This is a genomic window from Caballeronia sp. HLA56 (assembly GCF_054655155.1).
Genome location: NZ_BAAHOB010000002.1, coordinates 155236 through 179433, shown reverse-complemented (window position 1 = coordinate 179433; position 24198 = coordinate 155236). Strand labels below are relative to the sequence as shown.

The following is a 24198-nucleotide window of genomic DNA, read 5'->3' as shown; positions in this document are numbered from 1 at the left end:
ACTAGTTGCCTGCGTCGAGCAGCTCGGCCACGACGCGTTGAAGCGTCTGTTCCTGAGCGTGACCTTCGACGCAAGAAAGCACGTAGCTGCGCTTATGCCAGTCGCCTGCAATCTCCTGCGACGCAATCGCGCGTTCCGGGTGAAAGCTGCGCAGCACAGCCGCGGGCATGAGGCCGACGCCCAAGCCCTGACGCACCATCACGAGCATGGTGTCGAAGCCGCTCACGGCGTAATTGTTCGCGAAGAGTCGTCCCCGGCTCTGATGTGCGCGTTGCAGCGCGGACAGAATGGCGGAGCCTTTGCCGAGACTGATCACGGGCAAGTCCATGATCTCGTCGATACCGAGCGGCGCATCGTCGAACTCAAAATGTTCGGTGCTATACACGAGTTCGAGCCGGTCTTCCCGATACGGCACGCGGTCGAGGTCGAGAAAGCCGCTCTTCTTTTCGTAGATGCCGATATCGATGACCTTGTCGCGCAACAACTGCTGAACGATCTTGCTGTTCTCCTCCTGAACCATGAGCGAGATGCCGGGATGCTTGCGCTGAATCCCGGCGATGGCGCCCGCCAGAAACTGCATGACCACCGCCTTCGGCGCACCGATGATGATGCGCCCGTGGCGCCCTTCCTTGAGCGCGCGCGCATCGCCTTCGAGACGGTCGATCAGATTGTCGATCTGGCGGATGTAGAGCAGCAGCTTCGCGCCCGGCTCGGTAAGCTGCACACCGTGCGGAACGCGCGTGAAGAGCTTCGCGCCGAGTTGCGCTTCGAGGTCCGATACGCGCCGCGAGGCGGCGGCCACCGCGAGACTGAGCTTGTCCGCGGCGCGCGAGATGCTGCCTTCGTCCGCGATGGCGAGAACCAGACGGATGGTGGTCGTATCGAATTTCACTAAGGCTCCGTTTTGTCGTGCTCGCGAATGTGAAGTGTCCGCGAAGGCCCACCGGACAGGCAAACCCGGTAACTCTGCCCGCGCACGGGTAAACGATTAACCCGCCTCCCGGCTTTGCATTCAGCGAATATAAAACAGCGATGCTATATTGCGCCGAACCGATGCGGCCGAGCTTAAAGCGGCGCATTGCACTGGGTAGACAGCCCGCCATCCGGACGCCAAAGTCCACGGAGGAGACATGAATATAAAGAAAGCGATTGACCGCATTCCAGGCGGTCTCATGCTCGTGCCCTTGCTGCTCGGCGCCTGCGTCCATACTTTCGCGCCGGGCGCGGGCAAGTACTTCGGCTCGTTCACGAACGGGTTGATCACGGGCACCGTGCCGATTCTCGCGGTGTGGTTCTTCTGCATGGGCGCGACCATCGACCTGCGCGCGACCGGCACCGTGCTGCGCAAGTCGGGCACCTTGCTCGTGACGAAGATGGCGGTTGCGTGGATCGCGACCATCGTCGCCGCGCACTTCATTCCCATCGATGGCGTCAAGGCCGGTCTCTTCGCGGGCCTCTCCGTGCTCGCCATCACCACGTCGATGGACATGACCAACGGCGGACTCTACGCCGCCGTGATGCAGCAGTACGGCAGCCGCGAGGAAGCGGGCGCGTTCGTGCTGATGTCGGTGGAATCCGGGCCGCTCGTCAGCATGCTGATTCTCGGCGCGACGGGCGTCGCGTTCTTCGAGCCACGCCTTTTCGTCGGCGCGGTGCTGCCGTTTCTGATTGGCTTCGCGCTCGGCAATCTGGACAGCGACCTGCGCGAACTGTTCGGCCGCTGCGTGCATCCGCTGATCCCGTTCTTCGGCTTCGCGCTCGGCAATGGCATCGACCTGCACGTGATCGCGACGAGCGGCTTGCCGGGCGTTGCGCTTGGGTTGGGCGTGATCGTCGTGACGGGCATTCCGCTGATTCTCGCGGATCGCTGGATTGCGGGCGGCAATGGCGCGGCGGGACTCGCGGCTTCATCGACGGCGGGCGCGGCGGTGGCGAATCCGGCGATCATCGGCGAGATGATTCCGCGCTTCAAGCCGCTCGTGCCGGCGGCCACCGCGATGGTCGCGACCGCCTGTCTCGTGACGGCCATTCTCGTGCCAATTCTGACCGCGCTCTGGGTGCGCCGGCATCGGGCGCGTCATGGCCTTGAAGAACAACGTGTGGAAGAACCGGTGCGGCCGCTCGGCGAGCGCGACGTGCACGTGTGATTTCGTGCGGCCGACGAGCCGTCAGGATGGCTCGTCGCTCACGAACAGCATCGAGATATAAAGAATGGTCGAAACGGCGATAAGGCCAACGCCCGTGAACACCTTGGTGCGATTGAATTCGAGCCCGCCGTCGATGGCGATACCAATGCCGAGCACCGAGCCTAGCGTCCCGAAGGCCGCGAGCGCGACATGCGCCTTGCTCAAAAAGAGACGCCGGCGTTTTCTGCCGGCTTCGCTGAAGGGTCCTCGTCGCATCGCTTCTCCATCGGCCATGTAGCCGCGCCGTTATTTGCGTTCCGGATGAAGCAGCAATATCACAAAAATAAAACGTGCTTCGCGAAAGAAAATCGGCGAAGCACGTTCGTATCGACGATGCGTCACTCGACGCTTTCCCAGTGCTCCGGCTCGCCCTTGTCCGTGATACGCACCTTCGCCAGCAAGGGCGTATAGCCGCGCAGCCTGATTTCGCTGACCGCGAGCTTTTCTGAACTGAACACCTGCTCGGTGATCTTCGTGCCGTCGGGATACTCGAGTGTGTATCCATCGATTGGGCCCCATCGGCCCTTGGGCAAGGGTTCAACGTAGATTTGCATCATGATGACTCCGGCGTTGTAGGAAGCGTTGGGCAAGCGCCGTGACTGCGGCTGCCTCTTATATAAGAGCGTAGCCCTTAAGCGTGGCGCTGCATCGGGGAGAATGACGACTAAATTTGCGCGTGGAATCAGGACCTTGGAGAAGAAATTTCGCGATGAGAAACGCACCGGGGCTATGTGCAACGCGTGCATGCTGCCACGCAGCAGGATTTCTCACGACACGCGGGCTGGTTTCGTGATGTGGGATCGATGAGTTCACGCGCCGGGCAATTTGCCCGTGCATCGCGAGTCCTGACACGAGCGTGGGTTCCATGGCGCGCGGCCGCCCAATGGCCGCGCGCGCCGGTAACGTCGACGTCGGTTATTGCGCGGCGAGCGCCGGGTGCTTCATCAACGTCGCCGCAGCGGACGACGATGAAGCCGGGTTCTGCCCGGTAATCAAAAGGCCATCGGTGACGACATAAGGTGCCCAGTCTTCGAGCTTCGAATAGATGCCGCCCTTCGCCTTGAGTTCGTCTTCAACGAGGAACGGCACGACATCGGTCAGTCCGACCGCGGCTTCCTCGGAGTTGGTGAAGCCCGTGACTCGTTTGCCTTCGACAAGCGGTGCGCCCTCCGGCGTGCGGACATGGCGCAGCACGCCAGGTGCGTGGCAGACCAGCGCGACAGGCTTGCCAGCGGCCAAGAAGGCTTCGATCAGGGCGATCGAGTTTTTGTCTTCGGCCAGGTCCCAGAGCGGACCATGACCGCCCGGATAAAACACGGTATCGAAATCGGCTTGCGAGACGAGATCGAGCTTTACCGTGCTGGCAAGCTGCGCGGTAGCCTGCGAATCGGCTTCGAAACGATGTGTCATCTCCGTCTGATTGGCCGGCTCGTTGCTTTTCGGGTCGAGCGGCGGTTGACCACCTTTAGGCGATGCCAGCACGATTTCCGCGCCCGCATCCTTGAAGGCGTAGTAGGGTGCGGCCAGCTCTTCGAGCCAGAAACCCGTCTTGCGGCCCGTGTTGCCGAGTTGGTCATGCGAGGTCAGAACCATGAGCACTTTCATGTTGCATCTCCGTGGGTGAGTAAGGCGAAACCGTTAAGAAGGTTGATGGGGTTAGTAGACCAGTCGTCTAGTAAATGCTTCAAAAAGAGCACCTCTAAGGAAGTGATGGCACCTTGCTCCCTGCTTCGTCAGGGAGCAAGTCGCAAGATCTGCTGCGTTGTCGTCGTCGCCACTTCAAACGGCTGCGTGTTGCGAACAATCTTCACCATGATGCTGGCGCCGAGCCACAGTTGATACAAGCTCTGCGCGACGCTTTGCGGATCACCTTCGATCGAAAGCGAGCCTTCCGCCACACCGATTTCGATTGCACTTGCAAGACGGCGAACGATCCCTGCCGTGCCGCGCTTCAACGTGGCGCGCATGGCCTCCGACATGTCCGCCACTTCGGCGCCGAGCTTGACCGCAAGACATTTGCCCTGGCAATCGAAGAAGGACTGGGTTTCTTGCCAGATGCTCCAGTAGTTCGTCAGCCGCTGCGCCATGCTCAGTCCGGGCTGCGCTAGCGTCTGGTCGAGGTCGTTCAGATAGTCCTCGAAATAGCTTTCCAGGAGCGCCACGCCGAACGCATCCTTGGAGCCAAAATAATGATAGAACGAGCCCTTCGGCACGCCGGCTTCCGTGAGAATCTCATTCAGGCCGACGGCGGAAAAGCCTTTGGCGCCGATCAACCGTTGACCAACGGCAATGATGTTTTCGCGGACGTCGACGGTTTCTGATGTGTTTGCGGTAGGCATAGGTGGACTTTAGCGTGCAGTAGACCAGTCGTCTAGTACGTTCGGAAATTTCTTGCCCCTCACGGACGCCAGGTCCGGTCTATGTGCGATTCCTCACACTTTGTTTCAATTTGTTGCAAATACACGGGAGGCTTACTGGATAAGGCTTTGCGGGCTGGACGAGGTTGCGAGGGTGTCGGCAGGCCGCCGGGCTTGGTAAAGATTTCAAGCCCCACTCCGTTAAAGAACTCAACAGACAAGGAGCCAAAGCCATGAAGATCGAATCGAACAACACGCCCGCCGCACTCCAATCCGACACCTTTCGAGTAGCAAGCAAACGCGATGTGCAGGCTACGGGCGGCGTGCAGCAAACCAGCGCGACCAGCGCAACCAGCTCGAAAGTGACGTTGTCCTCGTTGTCGTCGATGCAAGTCACGGGCGGCGCGGACATCGACGCGGCGAAGGTCGAATCGATCAAGGCGGCTCTGCGTGATGGAACCTACAAGATCGACTCGGGCAAGATTGCGAGCGGGATGTTGAGCACCGCAGGCGATTTGCTCAAGACGACGATGCGTTGATGGGTGGTTGAGCGGGAATGGAGCGCGGACGGCGTAGCGCAAAGCGTCGGGGGACAAAACCAAATGCCCCGTTCAAATGGCATGGCCGATTCTGCAGATTCGTAGTCGAGCGGACCGAAGCGTAGCGCGCCCGACATCAATCACTCGCCTGGCGGCCCATACATCTTCGGATTTCTGCGCGGCGCCTCGACACGCTCTGAATGTGAATGATCAGTCGATGCCGGAGCTTGGGTGGCCGACCCTTCGGCTCCAACGCTATTCTCCGGCGACGCCGGCGCACCAGGCACCGCGCATCCCGCCAAAACGATTAGCAACGTCCCAAGCGCGGCTTTCAACATTTTGCACCCGGCATTAACGCACATTGGCAATCGCGGGCATCTCTTTGAACGAGGGCTTGGCGAACAAATAGCCTTGCATCAGGCTCACGCCGGCTGCTTCCAGAAAATCGCGCTCGCCTTGCGTCTCGATGCCTTCCGCGATCACGCGAATTCCCAGATCACTGCAAATCTTCAAGACGCCGGCAACGATCCGCTGACGCACGGTGTCGGTGTCGATGTCGCGCACCAATGCCATGTCGAGCTTGATCAAGTCCGGCTGAAAGTCGGCGAGCAGTGTGAGCCCTGAATAACCCGCGCCGAAATCGTCGATCGCGGTTTGAAAGCCGAACGATTTATACGCGCGGAAAATCTGCACCAGATGCGAACGGCTAATGATGTTTTCACCTTCGATGGTTTCGAAGATGATCTTATTCACCGGGAAGCCGTGTTTTTCGGCGGCCTCGAAGGTACTGCGAATGCATGCCGCAGGCTGATAAACCGCGTTCGGCATGAAGTTGATCGACAGAAAGCTGTCCATGCCCATGCTTGCCGCCTGCTCGATTGCAGTCGTGCGGCAACGTTGATCGAAGTTATAACGGTTCGAGTCGTCGACCTGCGACAACACCGAACCGGCCGATTCGCCATTCGGCCCGCGTACGAGCGCCTCGTAGGCATAGGGACTGCCCGACCGCACGTCGACGATAGGCTGAAACGCAAAGGCCATTTCGATCTGCGCCACTTCGGGGCTATTGCAGCCACCGCAGCGAACGGGGCCGTTCGCCGGCTGTCCCGCCTCGTGAATTTTGATCATGTTTCGTTCGTCTGAAAAGTTGGTCTTTGAAGCGACCGCTTGCCATCGCGCGCCGGCCTTCAATATATCGGACGATGGAACGCGCTTCTTTAACTTCCGGCACCTCCCGCGCTCGCCATGATCCACTTCTCGAAGGAAACCACGGCGTCATCCCCGACGCGGTCTGCGTTGATCACCAGTGTGTAATCGGGCGCGCGCCACGCCGGCGCCGCGATCGGGCATACGAGTCGGCCTTCGGCGATATCGCGTCCGATCAGCGGCAACGACGCGAGCGCCACGCCGAGCCCCTCCGCTGCAGCAGCGAGTTGCAGAAATGTGTGCTCGAACTCGACGTGCCGGGCCGCGCGCAAGTCCGCCGCGCCCGCCTCCTTGAGCCACGACGACCAACTCGTGCGCGTGCTGGCGGAATGCAGCAGCGCGTGATGACGCAGATCCGCGACGCTTGCTATGGGACGCTGACGCAGCAGCGCGGGGCTGCACACCGGCAAGCGCACATCGGCCATCAACGAGCGCGATACGACGCCCGCGCCTTGTTCATGACCCGAGCGTATGCCGATATCGAAGGCATCGCCGATATACCGCAACTTGCGCGACGTGGTCGACAACCTGACGTCGATATCGGGAAAGCGCGCCTGAAAATCGGCGAGACGCGGCAGCAGCCAGCACAACGCGAAGCTCGCCAGCGCGTTCACGCGCACGACGCCGGACACGCGGCGCGTGAATTCGTCGTGCCTGAGGCGCACTGCCCCGCGTGTGAGACGTTCGAACGCGCTGCTCACGTCGTTGAGGAGTGCCGCGCCTTCATCGGTAAGCTGAACGCCGCGCGCGCGCCGCTCGAACAACGGTACGCCGAACCAGTCTTCGAGCAGCCGTATTTGCTTGCCGACCGCCCAATGAGTGACATGCAGGTCGGCCGCCGCCGCGGCGAAGCTTCCATGCCGGGCGACCGCCTCGAAATTGCGCAACGCGTTGAGCGGCGGCAGCCTGTCCCGGTCCTGCGCCAGATTTGCTGGTTCGTCCATGGCGTGACTTTATCTCTCCATTGACGCGATCTTACGTCAATTGAAGGCGCCTTCCTCGAGTCATAAAATTGTCTTTTAGGCCTCGTCACGCCGTCGTCCGGGACACTCATGCGCTTTATTCCGTTTTCCTTGCCGTCTCTGCTTAAAACCGACCGGACCGCGCTTCTACCTTCGCGCGTGCTTTGGCTGTCCTGCGTCGCACACGCGCTGCACGACGGTTACACGGACATGATCTACGCGTTGCTGCCGGTGTGGCAGGCGGACTTCGGTCTGGGGTATGGCGCGCTCGCCATGCTGCGCGGCGTCTATGCCGGAACCATGGCGAGTCTCCAGATACCGGCCGGGCGTCTGGCGCAAAGGCTTGGCAGCCGGGCGACGCTTGCGCTCGGCACGTTGCTCGCAGCCGGTGGCTACGCGCTCGCGGGTATGTCGGGAAGCCTGCTCGGTTTGTGCGTGGCGTTGGCGGTATCGGGAAGCGGGTCGAGCACGCAGCATCCCATTGCATCGGGCGCGGTGTCGCGCGTCTATGGCCGCCGCGCGCGCGGCCCCTTGAGCGTCTACAACTTCTCCGGCGATCTCGGCAAATCGGCATTGCCGGCCGCAATCTCTCTTCTCGTTACGCTGATGCCCTGGCGTCACGCGCTCTGGATCATGTCGGTCCTGGGTTGCGTCGTCGCTGTATCCATTGCACTTTTCTTCCCTGTCGTACCGAGAAGCACGCCGGCCGCCGATGCGCAATCCAGCGGCAACCGCGGCGGCTCAGGACGAGGTTTTTCGATGCTGCTCTCGATAGGCGTGCTCGACACCAGCGTCCGCATGGGCCTGCTGACGTTCCTGCCGTTCTTGCTGAAAGAGAAGGGCATCTCTCCACCGATGCTGGGCACGGCGCTCGCGCTGGTTTTCATCGGCGGCGCGGCCGGCAAGTTCGCCTGCGGATGGCTCGGCGCGCGGCTGGGCGTGATCGGCACCGTGCTCGCAACCGAGGGCGGCACGGCGGCCTGCATCGTCGCGGTGATGCTCTGCCCGCTGAGCGTCGCGATGGTCTTGCTGCCGCTCCTCGGCGTGATGCTCAATGGCACCTCGTCCGTGCTCTACGGCACCGTGCCGGAACTGGCGCCACTCGACGGAGCCGAGCGGGCCTTTGCGCTTTTCTATACCGGCACCATTGCGTCGGGCGCGATCTCGCCGGTCATCTACGGTTTCCTCGGCGACCGGATCGGCGTGCACGGCGCCACGCTTGCCACGGCTCTCACGGCCATCGCCATTTTCCCGCTGGCTATCGCACTGCGCTCGCGCCTCGCGCACGAGGCCTAGATCGCGCATGTTCGTGCCAATCCGTCCGCGAATAAGCGGGCGGTCGGGCGACCTTGCGTCTTCCTTCTTCGCGCATCAGTTTTATTTATCGGACGCCGCATCACGCAGCCAGCCGATCGCTCGCCAAACCCGAGCAAGCAAAGGCATCGAACGTCGTCGGACGTATCGAATCGCGCCCATCTTCATGGTTTACGCGTAGTTTCCCGCGCTGCCGCCAGCCGCTATCTTCCATTCAGTTTTCCGCACCAGACACCGCTGCCGATGGACGCGTAACGCGTCGCCCGGCACCCGAAGGAGCATCACAATGGCTCGCATCATCGGCGGCATTGCTGCCTCGCATACCCCGACCATCGGTTTCGCGTTCGACAAGAACAAGCGCGACGACCCGGTATGGGCTCCCATCTTCGAAAACTTCGCGCCGCTCGCCACATGGCTCGAAGAGAAGCGCCCCGATGTGGTCGTGACGATCTACAACGACCACATCACGTCGTTCTTTTTCGATCACTACTCGGCCTTCGCGCTCGGCGTCGGTCCGGAATGGCGCGTCGCGGACGAAGGCGGCGGCGCGCGCGATCTGCCGCCGATCAAGGGGCATCCCGCGCTCGCGGCGCACATCGGCAACTCGCTCATGACCGACGAGTTCGATATGTCGTTCTTCCAGAACAAGCCGCTCGATCACGGCTGTTTCTCGCCGCTCTCGATGCTTACCCCGCACAAGCCCGACTGGCCGATGCAACTGATTCCGCTGCAAATGGGCGTGCTGCAACTGCCCGTGCCGAGCGCGCGGCGTTTCTACAAGCTCGGTCAGGCGCTGCGCCGCGCCATCGAAAGTTATCCGGAAGACCTCAAGGTCGCGATCATCGCGACGGGCGGCCTGTCGCATCAGGTTCACGGCGAACGCGCGGGCTTCAACAACACGGAATGGGATCACCGCTTCCTCGATCTCTTCGAGCGCGACCCCGAGCAACTCGCCGACATGACGCTGGCCGAATACGCGGAACTCGGCGGCTTCGAAGGCGCTGAAGTGATCATGTGGCTGACCATGCGCGGCGCGCTGTCGAACAACGTCGTGTGCAAGCACCGCAGCTACTACCTTCCGTCGATGGCCGGTATCGCGACCGCCATCTACGAAGGCGAGGACAGCGAGACGAAGCCCGCGATACTCGAACGTCATCGCCAGAAGATGGCCGTGCAACTCACCGATGTCGAGAAGCTGCAAGGCACGTATCCGTTCAGCATCGAAACGGCGGTGCGGGCTTATCGCATCAACGATTATCTGCATCGCATGGTCGAGCCCGCGCATCGCGAGGCGTTCAAGGCCGACGAGGAGGCGAGCTACGAAGCAGCGGGTCTGAGCGAACAGGAGCGCGATCTTCTGCGCCGCCGCGACTGGCGCGGTCTTCTTCACTACGGCGTGATCTTTTTCATGCTCGAAAAGCTGGGCGCGGTGACGGGCATCTCGAACCTGCATATTTATGCGGCGATGCGCGGCGAAACGCTCGAGGAATTCCAGAAGACGCGCAATGCGCCCGGCGCGCTCTACTCGGTGGCGGGCAAGGGCGCGGGCAATCTCGCCTGGGACGAAGAAGAGAAGAACAAGGCTTGACGGCCAAAACGATGCAACACGGAGACGAACATGAACAGCGGTAAAACCATCGACATCAAGGGCTTCATCGACGCGAGGCCCATCTCGGCGTACCAGTGGTTGCTGGTCGCGCTGTGCTTTCTCGTCGTCGCGGCCGACGGCATGGACGTCGCCATCATGGGTTTCGTGGCGCCCTCGATCATCGGCGACTGGCACATCTCGCGGCCCGCGTTCGGACTCGTGATGAGCGCCGCGCCCATCGGACTCGTGATCGGCGCGTTGACGGCGGGACCGGCTTCGGACCGCATCGGCCGCAAGTGGGTGCTGATCACCTCGGTGTTCCTGTTCGGCGTCTTTACCATCGCGACGGCGTTCACCAATTCGCCCTCGTCGATGGCGCTCCTGCGCTTGCTGACCGGTATCGGTCTTGGCGCGGCCATGCCCAACACCACGACGCTGCTCTCCGAATACGCGCCGCAGCGCAAGCGCTCGCTGCTCATCACCATCATGTTCACGGGCTTCAACCTCGGCTCCGCGCTGATCGGTTTCGTCGCCGGCTGGTTGATTCCCGAGCACGGCTGGCGCTCGGTGCTGATCTTCGGCGGCGCGTTGCCGCTCGTGTTGATTCCGCTGCAAATCTGGCTGCTGCCCGAATCGGCGCGTCTCATGTCGGTGCGCGGCGCGACCTCGCAACGGATCGGCGCGGTGCTCGGACGTGTCTGCGGCGAGCGCTTCAAGGGCGATGAAGTCTTCGTATCGACGGAACCGCCGCTGCCGACCAAGAAGCCTATCGGCGTGCTGTTCTCGCAAGGCTACGGTTTCATGACCGCCGCGTTGTGGGTCACGTACTTCATGGGCCTGCTCGTGATCTATCTGCTGACCGGCTGGCTGCCCACCTTGATGAAGGATGCGGGTCTCACGGTTTCCGCCGCCGCCAACATCACGGCGATGTTCCAGATCGGCGGCACCATCGGCGCGATCATCGTCGGCTTCATCATGGACAAGACGCGGCCCGCGCCTGTCATCAGCGCGGCGTATCTCGGCGGCGCGGTGTGCGTGCTGGGGCTTGCGTGGATCGGCGCGTTGTCGTCGTCGCTCGCCGTGCTCGTGTTCGCCGCGGGCTTTTGCATGAGCGGCGCGCAGACCGGCCTCAACGCCTTCGCGCCGGGACGCTATCCGACCGTGGCGCGCGCCACCGGCGTGAGCTGGATGCTCGGCATGGGACGCTTCGGCAGCATCTTCGGTTCGGCCATCGGCGGCGCGCTGCTCGGTCTGGGCTGGCAGTTCGGCGCGATCCTCGCGATGCTCGCCGTGCCCGCCACGCTTGCCGCCGTCGCCATTCTTGTCGCGCAGAAAACGCGCGCCGGCGAACCCGCGCCGCAAACGAACGCCGCTGCACACTAGTTTTCTGGAGCAAGGATGATCATCGACATTCACGGCCACTACACCACCGCGCCCAAGGCGCTGGAAGCGTGGCGCAACCGGCAGATTGCCGGCATCAACAATCCTTCGGAGAGGCCGGCGGTTTCCGAACTGCGTATCAGCGACGACGAATTGCGCGAGTCGATCGAGAGCAATCAGCTTCGCCTGATGCGCGAACGCGGGCTCGACCTCACCATCTTCAGTCCGCGTGCGAGTTTCATGGCGCATCATATCGGCGACTTCGACGTGTCGAGCACATGGGCCGCGATCTGCAACGAGCTGTGCTTTCGCGTGAGCGAGTTGTTCCCCGATCACTTCGTCCCCGCCGCGATGCTGCCGCAAAGCCCTGGCGTCGATGTGGCGACGTGCATTCCCGAACTCGTGAAGTGCGTCGAGCAATACGGCAATGTCGCCATCAATCTGAACCCGGACCCGTCCGGCGGTCACTGGACGAGCCCGCCGCTGTCCCATCGTTATTGGTATCCCATCTACGAAAAGATGGTCGAGTACGATATTCCCGCGATGGTCCACGTGAGCACGAGTTGCAACGCGTGCTTTCACACGACCGGCGCGCATTATCTGAACGCGGACACGACCGCCTTCATGCAGTGCCTGACCTCGGACCTGTTCCGCGACTTTCCGAGCTTGCGTTTTGTGATTCCGCATGGCGGCGGCGCAGTGCCTTATCACTGGGGTCGTTTTCGCGGGCTGGCGCAGGAACTGAAAAAGCCGCTGCTCGAAGACCATTTGCTGAAGAACATTTTTTTCGATACCTGCGTGTATCACCAGCCGGGCATCGACCTGCTGACGCGCGTGATTCCCGTCGACAACATCCTCTTCGCGAGCGAGATGATCGGCGCGGTGCGCGGCATCGACCCGCAAACGGGACAGTATTTCGACGATACGAAGCGCTATGTCGAAGCCGCGCAGATCGAACCCGAAGCGCGCTACAAGATCTACGAAGGCAACGCGCGCCGTGTGTATCCGCGCCTCGATACGGCGCTCAAGTCAAAGGGACGTTGAACATGGTCGAACTCGGAGTGGTTTATCGCAACATCGATCGCGCGGACGCAGAGGCCGCGACGAAACTCGGCGCGCTCGGCTCGGCGACCGTGCATGAAGCCATGGGGCGCGTCGGTCTGTTGAAGCCGTACATGCGGCCCATCTATGCGGGCGCTCAGGTGAGCGGCACGGCGCTGACGGTCCTTCTGCAACCCGGCGACAACTGGATGCTGCACGTCGCCGCCGAACAGATTCAGCCCGGCGATATCGTCGTGGCCGCCTGCACCACCGACAACACCGACGGCTTCTTCGGCGACTTGCTCGCGACGAGTTTCAAGGCGCGCGGTGCGCGTGCGCTCGTCATCGACGGCGGCGTGCGCGACGTGCGTGTGCTGACCGCAATGAACTTTCCCGTGTGGAGCCGCGCGATCTCGTCGAAGGGAACGGTCAAGGCGACGCTTGGCTCGGTCAACATTCCGGTGGTCTGCGCGGGCGCATGGGTTACTCCCGGCGATGTGATCGTCGCCGACGACGATGGCGTGGTCGTGGTGCCGGCTGCATCGGCGAGACAGGTGCTCGACAAGGCGAGCGCGCGCGAAGCGCTGGAAGAAGAGAAGCGCGACAAGCTCGCGAGCGGCGTGCTGGGTCTCGACATGTACAACATGCGCGAGCCGCTGCAACGCGCGGGCCTGCGCTACATCGACTGATATGGCAACGACGATTACCGGCATCTCGTCGATGGCGACGAAGCATCTGCTAGCCGATCTCGCCCATGCTTATGCAAGCGCATTCGCGAAGCCGGTCGCGATCGAATCGACGGGCGGCGTGGCGGCGTTGCGGCGTATCGAGGAAGGCGAGGCGTTCGATATCGTCGTGCTGGCCGCGAACGCCATCGAGCGTCTTGCCGAAGCGGGACGTATCGATCCGGCGAGCCGCGTGAATATCGCGCGTTCGGGCGTGGCCGTCGCGGTGAAGGCGGGCGCGCCGCATCCCTCCATCGACGACGAAAGCGCCGTGCGTCACGCAGTGTTGGCCGCGCGCAGTATCGGCTATTCGACCGGGCCGAGCGGCGCGTATCTCATGCGGCTGTTCGAGCGCTGGGGCGTGCTTCAGGAGGTGTCGTCGCGTATCGTGCAGGCGCCGCCCGGCGTGGCCGTGGGCGGACTTATCGCGCAAGGAGAAGTGGAGCTGGGCTTTCAGCAGATGAGCGAGCTGATCGGCGTCGCGGGCATCGACGTAGTGGGTCCGTTGCCCGCGGACATTCAGACGCTCACGGTATTTCAGGGCGCCGTGTGCACGGCCGCGCGCGAACCCGTGCTCGCGCGCTCCCTTCTTGCTTACCTGAGTTCTCCGGAAGCCGGCGCTGTCATGCAACGTCATGGCATGGAACCCGTTCGATGAGCACGCGCCTGAGCGAACGATGCAGACTTGCACTCTTTCGCCTGGCGTTGTCGGCGCCAGGCGGCGTCACCGTGTTATTGATGGCCGATGGACGAGAGAGCGCCTTGCGCATCGCGCGCGCGGCCGTCTCCATTCTTCGCGAAGTGCCGGTGCATGAAGTGCGCGTACGCGAATCGCTGTCGTTTCGCGAGCTGCTTCGCGCGGGCGTCAGCGACGACCCCGATCTGCGCGTGTTCGAAGCATCGTCGAAAGACGGCAAGGTGCAAGCCTGGATCGAGCCGCCAATCTTCTTTACCGACGACGCCACCTTGCTCGGGAAGTGGGCCGAGCTGCATGCGGATCTCGCGACGGAGACCGCACGGCAGCTCATCGACCGCGCGAAGTAGCGGCGGACTTCAGGCCATTAAAGCAGCGTCAGTGCCCCCAGCGCAGCACCAGCGGGTCGAGCTTTCGCGCCACCTTGAGCAAGCCTTCGCGCACTTTAGGATGCATCGGCGCAAGCGGATGCCTCACCGCGTCCGAGCCGATCACGCCGCCTTCCTTCATCAGCGTCTTGCATGCGGCAAGCCCGCACTGACGGTTCTCGTAATTGATGAGCGGAAGCCATTGCTGATACAACTCGGCGGCTTCGTCGGTGTTGCCGGCAGCGTAGGCATCGACGATCTTGCGGATGCCGTCGGGGTAGCCGCCGCCCGTCATCGCGCCGGTCGCGCCTGCATCGAAATCGGGGATCAGCGTGATCGCTTCTTCGCCATCCCACGGGCCGACGATGGCATCGCCGCCGAGTTCGATCAGCTCGCGCAGCTTCGACGCAGCCTGCGCCGTTTCGATCTTGAAGTACGACACGTTTTCGACTTCACGCGCGAGCTTCGCGAGAAAGGGCGCGGACAGCGGCGTGCCCGCGACGGGCGCATCCTGAATCATGATCGGAATGTCGATGGCGTCCGACACCTTCGCGTAGAAATCCTGAATGCCGCGCTCGCTCACGCGGATAGTCGCGCCGTGATAAGGCGGCATGACCATGACCATGGCCGCGCCTGCGTCCTGCGCCGCGCGGCTGCGTTCGGCGCAAACGTGCGAGCTGAAATGCGTCGTCGTGACGATCACCGGCACGCGGCCCGCGACATGTTCCAGCACGGTGCGCTGCACGGCATCGCGCTCTGCGTCCGTCAGCGCAAACTGCTCCGAGAAGTTCGCGAGAATGCACAAGCCGTTCGAACCGGCATCGATCATGAAGTCGATGGCGCGCTTCTGGCCTTCGAGATCGAGCTTGCCTGCGTCGTCGAAGATGGTAGGCGCGACGGGGAACACGCCGCGATAAAGGGGAGCTGCCATTGATTGTTGTCTCCTGAATTTAGATGCGATAGAGGGCGCTGGCATTGTCGTGGAAAAGGGCCAGTCTTTCCGCGGGCGTTCGGTGCGCGACCATCGCCTTGAAGCCGCTGAAAAGATTGTCCAGCGAAACGACAAGGCTATCCACCGGAAAATTACTCGCGAACATGCAGCGCTCGACGCCGAAGCTCGCGATGGCCTCGCAGACCACCGGCCCGTTGCGCTCCACGCTCCAGTTTATCCCCGCTTCGCCGATGCCGGATATCTTGAGCCACACGTTGGGCCAGCGCGCGAGCGTATCGAGCGCGGCGCGCCATGCGCGCAACGCCTCCTCGCTGCGATCGGCCGGTAAGCCCGTGTGATTCACGATGATCTTCACATCGGGAAAGTCGCGCGCAAGTTCGGCCGCTTCCGCGAAATGCCACCACGGAGCCTGCAGTTCGAACATCAGATCATATGCCGCGAGCAGCGCGTAACCACGCCGCCATCGTTCGCAGCGCATGGAACCCGCTGCCGAGAAATCCGCGCGATGCTCCGCGCGCGGCACGGTCTTGGGCTTATGACGCACGCTGCGCACGAGCGGCAAACCACGATATCCATCAAGCACCGCGCGCACGTCTTCGCGATCCAGCCAGATTTGCCCGGCCATTGCATTGGGCAGGCCGGTGCGCGCGTTGAGCGCGCTCGCCCAGCGCGCTTCGCCGAGCGGATCGCGCGCGTCCCATTCGCCTTCCATCATCACCGTCTTGACCACGCGATGACTCGCCGCCTGCGCAAAGTAATCGTCGGGCAGGAAGTCATGGCAGATGGCCGCGTAATCGCCATAACGGAACGGAATGCGCGGCAGATCGCGCAGCCACGGATGATAGTTGTTCGCGAGGTCCCAGAAATGATGATGCGCATCGACGACAGGCAGGTCGGCATCGTCGCCGCTTTGCAGGAAGCGCTCGCGCAAGGCATCGATATGGGCGTGCATCATGGGCTCTTAGCTCACGCGGTCTTGTGCCATGCGCACGAGAATATCGAAGGCCTTCTGTGTAGCGCCGACATCGGCGGAACCCTTGCCGTGGATATCGAACGCGGTGCCGTGCGCGGGCGTCGCGATGGGCACAGGCAAGCCGCCGTGCACCGTGACGCCGCGCCAGAAGCCCATGAGCTTCATCGCGATCTGGCCTTGGTCGTGATACATGGTGACGACGCCATCGAAGACCTTTTGGTCGCGTGCACGCACGAAGATGGTGTCGGCGGGAAAGGGGCCTTGCGCGTCGTAGCCGAGCGCGCGTGCATGCTCCACGGCCGGCGTGATGACATCGATCTCTTCGCGGCCGAATGCGCCGTTGTCGCCGTTGTGCGGATTGAAGCCGCAGACCGCGATGCGAGGCGCCGCGATGCCGGCGCGTTTGAGTCCGTCGTGAATCAACTGCACCGCGCCGACTATGCGTTCGTCAGAAAGCCGCGCGCTCACGTCCTTCAATGCAATGTGGGACGTGACGCGCGAGGTCCACAGTTCATCGAGCACGTTGAATTCGCAAAATGCGCCGGCATAGTCGAGCTGATGCGCGAACCATTCCATCTCGTCGTTCGTGTCCATGCCCGCCATGTGCAGCGAGGTCTTGTTGACGGGCGCGAACAACATGGCGTTGGTGCGGTTCGCGCGCGTCAGTTGCAGGGCTTGTTTGAACGCTTCCAGGCTGTAGCGTCCGCCGCGTTCCGTGGATACGGCGGGCTCGTAAGGCGCGTCGTCGGGCAGGCGGAAGTCGATGAGCGAAGGCACGTCGGTACCGCGCGCGGCGGCGGCTTCATCGTTCACCACGGTGTAATCGAAACGTTGCCGCGCGATCTCCATGCCGCGATCGAGTTCGCGCCGGTCGCCGATGATGAGCAGATCGGCACGCTTGCGATTTTCCGGCCGTGCAACGAGGCGCGCGATGAGTTCGGGGCCGATGCCGGCGGGGTCGCCGAGAAGGACAGCAATGCGAGGTTTCATGACGGATCAACCTTTGGGTTTTTTAGCGGGTACGGCGCAGATCGATGGCGATCGAGCCGAAGATATACACCAGCGCGCAGGCACTGTAGAAATGCAGCACCGTATCGAACGAACCGGTTCGCTGCAGGATGAAACCGGTGATGAGCGGAACCGAGATGCCGCCGACGCTGCCCGCGCAGTTCATGCATGCACCGAGCAGACCGACGCGCCCCGGCGTCGCGAGCAACGAAGGCAGGCTCCAGTAGAGACTACCCCACATCAGCAAGAACGACGCCGCGCACAGCACCGCGACCGCGCTCACCGGCGACTGAATGGTCGGCAGCGCGGCGAATACGGCAAGCGTCGTGATGCCCGACAGCGCGATCATGCTCTTGACCACCTTGCCGCGCGAGAAGCCGTGCGTGCAAAGTGCATCGCAGAGAAAGCCGCCCGACAGCGAGCCCAAAGCGCCGGAAAAGAAGATGAAGAACGTGGCCGCGCCGATCTGCGAAAGACTCAAGCCGCGCGCTTGCGTCAGATAGCTCGGTCCCCACGTGATGAGCCCGAAGAAGATCATCGCCCAGCTCATGCGGCCGACGCACATGGCGATGGTCGAGCGCAGCGGCAAGGGTTCCTCGGCGATGACGCTCGCGGCGACCGGGGCCGCGCCGTCACGAATTCGCGCGAGTTCCGCGCCATTCACGAAGGGATGCTTCGCGGGATCGTCGCGCAGATAGCGCCATGCGAGCCAGCCCGCCGCGATGGTCGCGATGCCCGCCACGACGAACGCCATGCGCCACGAGCCGAACGCGAGGATGAGATTGGAGATTGCAAGCCCGCCGATGGCCGCGCCCAATGGCGAGCCCGCATCCATCAATACGGCGCCGCGACCGCGCTCTTTCTTCGAGAGCCACAATGCATTGAGCTTGCTGCCGGCGGGAAAGAGCGGTGCTTCGGCGCCGCCCAGACCCACACGCAGGAACAGCATCGACAGACCGCCGCCGGCAGCGCCCATCAAGGTCTGGAAAATGCCCCACAACACCGTCGCGCCCGCGATGATCTTGCGCGGACCGTAGCGGTCGATGAGCCATCCGCCCGGTATCTGCAACAGCGCATACGACCAGAAGAAGCTCGACAGGATCAGCCCCTGCATGGCGGGCGAGAGCGCGTATTCCTTGGCGATGGTGGGCATCGCGATGGAAAGCGAGATGCGATCGACGAGATTGATCAGCGTGATGAGAAACACCACGCCAAAGATGCGCCAGCGCACGCTCGTCGCGCGCTCCGACGTAACCGCGTCGAGCGCGGGCGCTTCTATTCTGCTTTCCATTGCGTGTCTCCAATCCTTGATGTCGAGGGCTGCATTGGCCCATCGTTCGTGCGTTATTCGATGATGTTGAAGTCATCCAGATACTTGTCCGAGAGCGTGATGCCGAGGCCCGGCGTTTCATCGGAGAGTTGCAGATAGCCGTTCTCCGGTTGCGGTTCACCGTCGAAGATGTAGTAGAAAAGCTCGTTGCCCACTTCCACGTCGTAGACCGGGAAGAACTCGGACATGGGGCTCGCCACGCTCGACATGGTGAGGTGATAGTTGTGCATCTGTCCGGCATGCGGAATGACCGGCACGGACCACGCCTCGGCCATTGCGTTGATCTTGCGCGCCGCCGTGATGCCGCCCACGCGATTCGTGTCGTACTGAATGACGTCCACGGCGCGGCGTTCGAGCAGGTCCTTGAAGCCGTAGATGGTGAACTCGTGTTCGCCGCCCGAGATCGGGATCACGTTCATCTTCTTCAGTTCCTGATAGCCCTCGATATCGTCGCCGATGACCGGTTCTTCCAGCCAGCGCGGATTGAATTCGGCCAGGCGCGGCAACATTCTGCGGGCGTATTCGAGCGTCCAGCCCATATAGCATTCGACCATGATGTCGATGTCGTCGCCCGCGAGTTCACGCAAGAGACGCAACTGTTCGACGTTCTTCGCCATGCCGCTCGGGCCGTCTTTCGGGCCGTAGCCGAAGCGCATCTTCATTGCGGTGAAGCCGTCGTCGAGATAGCTCTTTGCTTCGGCGAGAAACACGTCGCGGTCGTCGTTGTTGTAGAGCTTCGAGGCATAGCACCAGATCTTTTCCTTGGTACGTCCGCCGAGCAGTTTGAAGACGGGCTTCTTCACCGCCTTGCCCATGATGTCCCACAAGGCGATATCGACAGCCGAGATCGCCGCCATGCCAATACCCTTGCGCCCCCAGGCAAGCGTGCGCCGATACATCTTCTGCCAGATGTATTCGTGATCGAACGGGTCTTCGCCAATGGCGATAGGCGCGAGATATTCGTCGACGATCTGCTTGGCCACGCGCGGCGCAAGCGCGCAATTGCCGATGCCGATGGTGCCGTCGTCGCACTCCACTTCGACCACGAGCCATTGGTGAAAGCGGAACGAGCCCATGGCGTCGCCGCGTTCGTAGAGAATGTCCACGGCATTCGTGCAGAAGTGCGCTTGCGGCGGCACGACCTTGCCTTTCCATTCGAATACGCGTGCACGGATATGCTTGATCTTCATCGCGAATGTCTCCTTCTTGTTTGATGGAAGGCCGCGCGAGGAAGGGTTTGCGCGGCTGTTTCGGGTGACGCTAGTGTGCGAAACTGCGCGATAACTGACTATTGAATAATTTGCATCGGGTTATTTCCTGCGGTTATCGCGGGAAAGCGCTCACAGGGTTATCGCCGACATGATTGCGCCTGCCAATACCATCCGCAAACGCCTGCGCTTGCGTCATCTTCAACTGATGATGGCGCTCTCTGAAACAGAGTCTCTGCGCAGCGCCGCCGACGAACTCGCCATGACGCAGCCCGCCGCGACCAAGGCGTTGAAGGAACTGGAGGACACCATGGGCGCGTCGCTGTTCGTGCGGCATGCGCGCGGCATGCAGGCCACGGTATATGGCGAAGCGGTCATGCGTTATGCGCGCGTGGTGTTCGAAGACCTCGACGAGTTGCGCGAAGAACTCGCGGCCATCGAAGCGGGGGATATCGGCAAAGTGCGGATTGGCGCGGTCATGGCGCCCGCGCCCGAGCTGTTGACGAAAGTGATCGTACAGTTGAAGGACGCGCATCCGCGTCTGCATATCACCGTGCAGATCGATACCAGCGATGTGCTCGTGCAAGCCTTGCAGCAGGACCAACTGGATATCGTGGTCGGGCGCATTCCCTACGGGTTTCCCGCCAACGACTTGAGTTTCGAAACGCTTGCCGAAGAGGCATTGGCGATTGTCGCGCGGCCCGGGCATCCGGTGCTCGAATCGGCCGGACGCCCGAAACTGGATGAGCTCGCGGGGTATGCGTGGATCGTGCAGCCGCATCCAAGCCCGATGCGCGAGATCATCGATCAGACTTTCAGGGAGTCACGCGTCGCACCGCCGGTGAGCACCGTCGAGACGTCTTCCATTCTCACGACGCTTTCGCTGTTGCGCGATTCGGATATGTTGGCGGTGCTGCCGAGTTCGGTTGCCGACTACTACGCTTCGCTCGATACCATCGCTTCCATTGCCACGCCGCTGCGTGGACGGCTCGCGCCTTATGGGTTGATCCTGCGCAGTAACCGGCGCATCAGTCCGGCTACGCAACTGGTCATCGAGGCGATTCGGGCAGCCTAGTTAGGGCGACGGCACGGCCGCGTTATGCGTGTCGAGCGCGAGATGCCGTCGCCGTCCGTCATCGGCGATCCGCGAATGCCAGTTTCCCTTCGGCATCGCGCAACGAGGAATCGGCATCGTTCGCCGGATCGAGTTCGATATCGGGTCGCATGAAGAACGTCATCACGATACCCACCGCAAGCAGTCCCAGCGAGCCGCCGAACGGCAAGGTCCAGCTTCCGGTGCGGTCCACGATGAAGCCGAACACGATCGGCGAGAAGATGCCCGCAATGGCCGATCCCGCATTGACGAGCCCGCTCGCAATCCCGACGTGCTTGGGCGTGATGTCCATCGGCACGGCCCAGATGGGACCGATGGTCATTTCGAGGAAGAAGAACGACAGACTCATGCAGCCTGCCATGACGGGCAAGGACTTCACCACCATGACGGGCGCGAGAAAGATCAACGCGCCGAGAAATGCGACGATGATCATGTTGCGCCGCGCGGCGACCACGTTGCCGGTGCGTTTGAGAATGCGGTCGGAGATCACGCCGCCCGCCGTATTGCCCACGACGCCCGAGAGAAACACGCCCGCTGAAAAAAGCGCCGAGCTCTTGAGATCGAGGCCGCGTCCGTGCATGAAGAACGTCGGCAGCCACGTGAAGAAGAGCCAGCCTGTCCAGCCGTAGCAGAAGTAGACCATCATGGTCGGCCCGATGCGCTTGATGAGACGTCCCCACGGCGTCGGCTCGCGGGTCTTCTCCACGGCCACCTTATTCTCGGGCGGCAGCTCGGCGATCTCCTCGGCCGTGATGTGTCGATGCTTGCGCGGGTTATCGGCGAAGTACCACGCGTAGACCAGCACCCAGACCGCGGTCAGCGCGCCCACCAGAATGAACGATGCACGCCACGACGCAAAGGCGACGAGAATCGCGATCAGCGGCGGCGTCAGCGCATTGCCCAGGCGCGAGAACGAATGCGTGAGCCCTTGCACGAAGCCGCGCTTTTGCGCCGGATACCAGTTGACTAGCGCGCGGGCCTGCGCCGGAAGCGCCGCGCCCTCGCCGACACCGAGCAGCATGCGCGCGCAGAAGAGCGATACGACGCCGCCCGCGAAGCCCGTCGCGACCGTGGCGACGATCCAGATCGACGCGCACAGCACGAGCGTGGTCTTCGCGCCGAAGCGATCGCTTACCCATCCGCCGATTACCTGGCAGATCGCATAGGTGTAGGCGAAGGCGCCGAACACGAAGCCGATATCGGTATTGCTGAGATGAAGATCATCGCGAATCAGGCCTGCCGCGGCGGACAGGTTGACGCGATCGAGATACATGATGAAAGACATCGCGCACATGAGCGCGAGGACCGACCGGGTGACCTTGGGTCGATGGAACATAGCGTGTCTCCTCCGAGGCTTGTGCGCTTCATGCGCGCTCTTATCGAGGGCGAATCGTGTATCGATCCGACGTCCGAAGTCTGGAGAAAACAGCGATAGCCGTCTATTGAATTTGCCTTATGAGGCGATTACCACAGGTTATGTCCTTGAAAGCGGCTTCGAAAATGCCGCGGCCCGCGCTTCCTTGAGAAGACGCGGGCCGTCAGGGTGAACCAGTAGACGATCAAGCGGCGATGCGCGCGCCTTCGTCATGCAGACGGAAGATTTCGACTGCGGTACGCAACGCGCCCGCCTGATCTTCGAGCGACTGCGCCGCTGCCGCCGCTTCCTCGACGAGCGCCGCGTTCTGCTGCGTCACTTCGTCCATTTGCGTCACGGCGCGCGCCACTTGTTCGATACCGCTCGATTGTTCTTCCGATGCCGCCGCGATCTCGCCCATGATGTCGGTCACGCGTTGCACGGCGTTGCTGATGTCGTTCATCGTGCGGCCGGCTTCATCGACGAGCGCCGCGCCGGATTGCACGCGTTCGACGGAGGTATCGATCAGTTCCTTGATCTCCTTCGCCGCCGCCGACGAGCGTTGCGCGAGCGAGCGCACTTCGCCTGCCACGACCGCGAAGCCGCGTCCTTCTTCGCCTGCACGCGCCGCTTCCACGGCTGCGTTGAGCGCGAGAATGTTGGTCTGGAACGCGATGCCTTCGATGATCGCGATGATGTCCGCGATCTTCGTCGAGCTCTGGTTGATCTCGCCCATCGTGGTCACCACTTGCGACACCACATGGCTGCCCTTGCCCGCGATCTCCGATGCATTGGCGGCCAGCACGCTCGCTTGGCGCGCGTTGTCGGCGTTCTGTTTGACCGTGCCCGTGAGCTCATCCATGCTCGACGCGGTTTCCTGCAATGCCGACGCCTGTTCCTCGGTGCGCGAGGACAAGTCCACGTTGCCCGCCGCGATCTGCTTGGTCGCGGATGCAATCGATTCGCTACCCGAGCGCACCGAACGCACGGTTTCGACGAGGCTCGCCTGCATGGTCGAAAGCCCGCGCAGCAGCTGGCCCATTTCGTCGTTCGAGGTGATGCGCACATCGCGGCGCAGGTCGCCTGCGGCAATGGCGCCGAACTGTTCGAGCGCGGCGTCGAGCGGGCGCGCAATGCGCTGGCGCAGCGAGAACCACGAATACGACGATGCAGCGAGCCCGATCACGATCGCGATGATCGACACCATGCGGAACATGGCGAAGGTCGCCTGGCTCGCGTCGTAGTCGCTTTGCGCCTGGTCGAACTGCAGCTTGCGCAACTCGACGCCGGTCTTCGCGAAGTCGTTGAACGCGGCCTGCATCGTGGCGGCGTCGGCGGTGACTTTCGCCTGGTCCTTCGCGCGCACGTCGGCATAGCCTTCGTCGAGCAGCTTTTGCATTTGCAGACGCTGCTCGTTGAATTTGTCCGCAAGCTGCTTTTCGCCGGGAGCCTGGGGCAGGGCGGCGTACTTCGTCCATGCGTCGTCGGAAGTCTTGCGCATCAGCGCGCCCCGGCCGATGGCCTCGTCCGCCGCGTTCGTGCCGATGTTCAGCGCCGCGCGATCGAAGCTCAGACGTTCGCGCGCCATGAACATTTCCGCGTTGCCGACCGACACCGCGCTCGGCATTTCATTCGTGAAGAGGTCGTGGGTCGTCTCGTTGGACTTGCTCATGCCGACGAGTCCGACCAGCCCGATGCCGATGAGCAGCATGCTCAGCAGAGTCATGGCGAGGGCGAGGCGGCCCTTGATTGTGGAAAACATATTCGTCCCAAAGGTGGCTGCATCTTGTTCGCGCGCCGGCACGCGACGATGCTCTCGCCTGCCACGCGGCCAGTGAAATGTCACCGGCCGCCTGTATAACGACCGCAACGCGATGGCCTTTAGGGAAACGGTTACCG

General features: G+C 62.4%; 24 protein-coding genes. 10 read left to right on the top strand and 14 right to left on the bottom strand.

Annotation, left to right across the window (positions count from 1 at the left end):
- Position 1: 1 nt before the first annotated feature.
- Complete coding sequence (locus tag ACYQ47_RS07285; RefSeq protein ID WP_459904952.1) at positions 2-892, bottom strand: LysR family transcriptional regulator; 891 nt, start codon at positions 890-892, stop codon at positions 2-4.
- A gap of 238 nt (positions 893-1130) precedes the next feature.
- Between ACYQ47_RS07285 and kdgT the strand changes: the two genes are divergently transcribed.
- A complete protein-coding gene (kdgT, locus tag ACYQ47_RS07280; RefSeq protein WP_244830008.1) occupies positions 1131-2147 on the top strand; it encodes a 2-keto-3-deoxygluconate transporter in 1017 nt (338 codons plus the stop codon).
- A 21-nt stretch (positions 2148-2168) separates the two neighbouring features.
- Here kdgT and ACYQ47_RS07275 read toward each other — a convergent pair whose 3' ends face one another.
- From ACYQ47_RS07275 to ACYQ47_RS07260, 4 genes are all read right to left on the bottom strand, one after another.
- On the bottom strand, positions 2169-2402 hold the full coding sequence (locus tag ACYQ47_RS07275) for a hypothetical protein (RefSeq protein WP_244830009.1): 234 nt from the start codon (positions 2400-2402) through the stop codon (positions 2169-2171).
- A gap of 122 nt (positions 2403-2524) precedes the next feature.
- On the bottom strand, positions 2525-2743 hold the full coding sequence (locus ACYQ47_RS07270) for a hypothetical protein (protein WP_244830010.1): 219 nt from the start codon (positions 2741-2743) through the stop codon (positions 2525-2527).
- Between the two features lie 358 nt (positions 2744-3101).
- Entirely contained in the window at positions 3102-3791 is a 690-nt protein-coding gene (locus ACYQ47_RS07265) for a type 1 glutamine amidotransferase domain-containing protein (RefSeq protein WP_459904950.1), read from the bottom strand.
- A 128-nt stretch (positions 3792-3919) separates the two neighbouring features.
- Positions 3920-4525, bottom strand: a complete 606-nt coding sequence (locus ACYQ47_RS07260; RefSeq protein WP_459904949.1) for a TetR/AcrR family transcriptional regulator — start codon at positions 4523-4525, stop codon at positions 3920-3922.
- Between the two features lie 251 nt (positions 4526-4776).
- Between ACYQ47_RS07260 and flgM the strand changes: the two genes are divergently transcribed.
- Positions 4777-5082 carry a flagellar biosynthesis anti-sigma factor FlgM gene (gene flgM, locus ACYQ47_RS07255; RefSeq protein ID WP_459904948.1) on the top strand — a complete coding sequence of 102 codons (306 nt, stop codon included), beginning with the start codon at positions 4777-4779 and terminating at the stop codon, positions 5080-5082.
- A gap of 351 nt (positions 5083-5433) precedes the next feature.
- On the opposite strand, the gene ACYQ47_RS07250 is transcribed toward flgM, so the two are convergent.
- Positions 5434-6210 (bottom strand): EAL domain-containing protein, encoded by a 777-nt coding sequence (locus ACYQ47_RS07250; protein ID WP_250468590.1) that lies wholly within the window; start codon positions 6208-6210, stop codon positions 5434-5436.
- 89 nt (positions 6211-6299) lie between these two features.
- Complete coding sequence (gene gcvA, locus ACYQ47_RS07245; RefSeq protein ID WP_459904946.1) at positions 6300-7232, bottom strand: transcriptional regulator GcvA; 933 nt, start codon at positions 7230-7232, stop codon at positions 6300-6302.
- Positions 7233-7340: 108 nt separating this feature from the next.
- Here gcvA and ACYQ47_RS07240 point away from each other — a divergent pair, with 108 nt between their 5' ends.
- The 7 genes from ACYQ47_RS07240 to ACYQ47_RS07210 all read left to right on the top strand — a co-directional run bounded on the left by ACYQ47_RS07240 (position 7341) and on the right by ACYQ47_RS07210 (position 14342).
- Entirely contained in the window at positions 7341-8546 is a 1206-nt protein-coding gene (locus ACYQ47_RS07240; protein WP_459904945.1) for an MFS transporter, read from the top strand.
- Between the two features lie 304 nt (positions 8547-8850).
- The gene (locus ACYQ47_RS07235; RefSeq protein WP_459904943.1) at positions 8851-10152 is read left to right on the top strand and encodes a gallate dioxygenase; all 1302 of its coding nucleotides are present in this window, start codon (positions 8851-8853) and stop codon (positions 10150-10152) included.
- A 30-nt stretch (positions 10153-10182) separates the two neighbouring features.
- Positions 10183-11535: an MFS transporter gene (locus ACYQ47_RS07230; protein ID WP_250468578.1), complete on the top strand. Its 1353-nt coding sequence runs from the start codon at positions 10183-10185 to the stop codon at positions 11533-11535.
- A 15-nt stretch (positions 11536-11550) separates the two neighbouring features.
- Positions 11551-12576, top strand: coding sequence for an amidohydrolase family protein (locus ACYQ47_RS07225; protein ID WP_244830019.1), 1026 nt, complete (start codon positions 11551-11553; stop codon positions 12574-12576).
- A gap of 2 nt (positions 12577-12578) precedes the next feature.
- Complete coding sequence (gene ligK / locus ACYQ47_RS07220) at positions 12579-13262, top strand: 4-carboxy-4-hydroxy-2-oxoadipate aldolase/oxaloacetate decarboxylase (protein ID WP_459904940.1); 684 nt, start codon at positions 12579-12581, stop codon at positions 13260-13262.
- Position 13263: 1 nt separating this feature from the next.
- Positions 13264-13956: a substrate-binding domain-containing protein gene (locus ACYQ47_RS07215; protein WP_459904938.1), complete on the top strand. Its 693-nt coding sequence runs from the start codon at positions 13264-13266 to the stop codon at positions 13954-13956.
- On the top strand, positions 13953-14342 hold the full coding sequence (locus ACYQ47_RS07210; protein ID WP_459904936.1) for a hypothetical protein: 390 nt from the start codon (positions 13953-13955) through the stop codon (positions 14340-14342). The genes ACYQ47_RS07215 and ACYQ47_RS07210 overlap by 4 nt, the downstream gene beginning before the upstream one ends.
- Before the next feature lie 28 nt (positions 14343-14370).
- Here the strand turns inward: ACYQ47_RS07210 and ACYQ47_RS07205 are convergent, their stop codons facing one another.
- From ACYQ47_RS07205 to ACYQ47_RS07185, 5 genes are read right to left on the bottom strand one after another with little or no spacing between them, the layout of a single operon-like run.
- Positions 14371-15291: a dihydrodipicolinate synthase family protein gene (locus tag ACYQ47_RS07205; protein ID WP_250494189.1), complete on the bottom strand. Its 921-nt coding sequence runs from the start codon at positions 15289-15291 to the stop codon at positions 14371-14373.
- A 19-nt stretch (positions 15292-15310) separates the two neighbouring features.
- On the bottom strand, positions 15311-16267 hold the full coding sequence (locus tag ACYQ47_RS07200; RefSeq protein WP_459904934.1) for an amidohydrolase family protein: 957 nt from the start codon (positions 16265-16267) through the stop codon (positions 15311-15313).
- A gap of 6 nt (positions 16268-16273) precedes the next feature.
- Positions 16274-17275: a 4-hydroxythreonine-4-phosphate dehydrogenase PdxA gene (locus ACYQ47_RS07195; protein WP_309848161.1), complete on the bottom strand. Its 1002-nt coding sequence runs from the start codon at positions 17273-17275 to the stop codon at positions 16274-16276.
- 22 nt (positions 17276-17297) lie between these two features.
- Entirely contained in the window at positions 17298-18584 is a 1287-nt protein-coding gene (locus tag ACYQ47_RS07190; RefSeq protein WP_459904932.1) for an MFS transporter, read from the bottom strand.
- A 53-nt stretch (positions 18585-18637) separates the two neighbouring features.
- Positions 18638-19813 (bottom strand): L-rhamnonate dehydratase, encoded by a 1176-nt coding sequence (locus ACYQ47_RS07185; protein ID WP_244830028.1) that lies wholly within the window; start codon positions 19811-19813, stop codon positions 18638-18640.
- A 169-nt stretch (positions 19814-19982) separates the two neighbouring features.
- Between ACYQ47_RS07185 and ACYQ47_RS07180 the strand changes: the two genes are divergently transcribed.
- Positions 19983-20906 (top strand): LysR family transcriptional regulator, encoded by a 924-nt coding sequence (locus ACYQ47_RS07180; protein WP_459904930.1) that lies wholly within the window; start codon positions 19983-19985, stop codon positions 20904-20906.
- Positions 20907-20964: 58 nt separating this feature from the next.
- Here the strand turns inward: ACYQ47_RS07180 and ACYQ47_RS07175 are convergent, their stop codons facing one another.
- Both ACYQ47_RS07175 and ACYQ47_RS07170 read right to left on the bottom strand, forming a co-directional pair.
- Positions 20965-22281: an MFS transporter gene (locus ACYQ47_RS07175; RefSeq protein ID WP_250494183.1), complete on the bottom strand. Its 1317-nt coding sequence runs from the start codon at positions 22279-22281 to the stop codon at positions 20965-20967.
- Positions 22282-22504: 223 nt separating this feature from the next.
- Positions 22505-24061, bottom strand: coding sequence for a methyl-accepting chemotaxis protein (locus tag ACYQ47_RS07170; RefSeq protein ID WP_284503442.1), 1557 nt, complete (start codon positions 24059-24061; stop codon positions 22505-22507).
- Between the last annotated feature and the right edge of the window lie 137 nt (positions 24062-24198).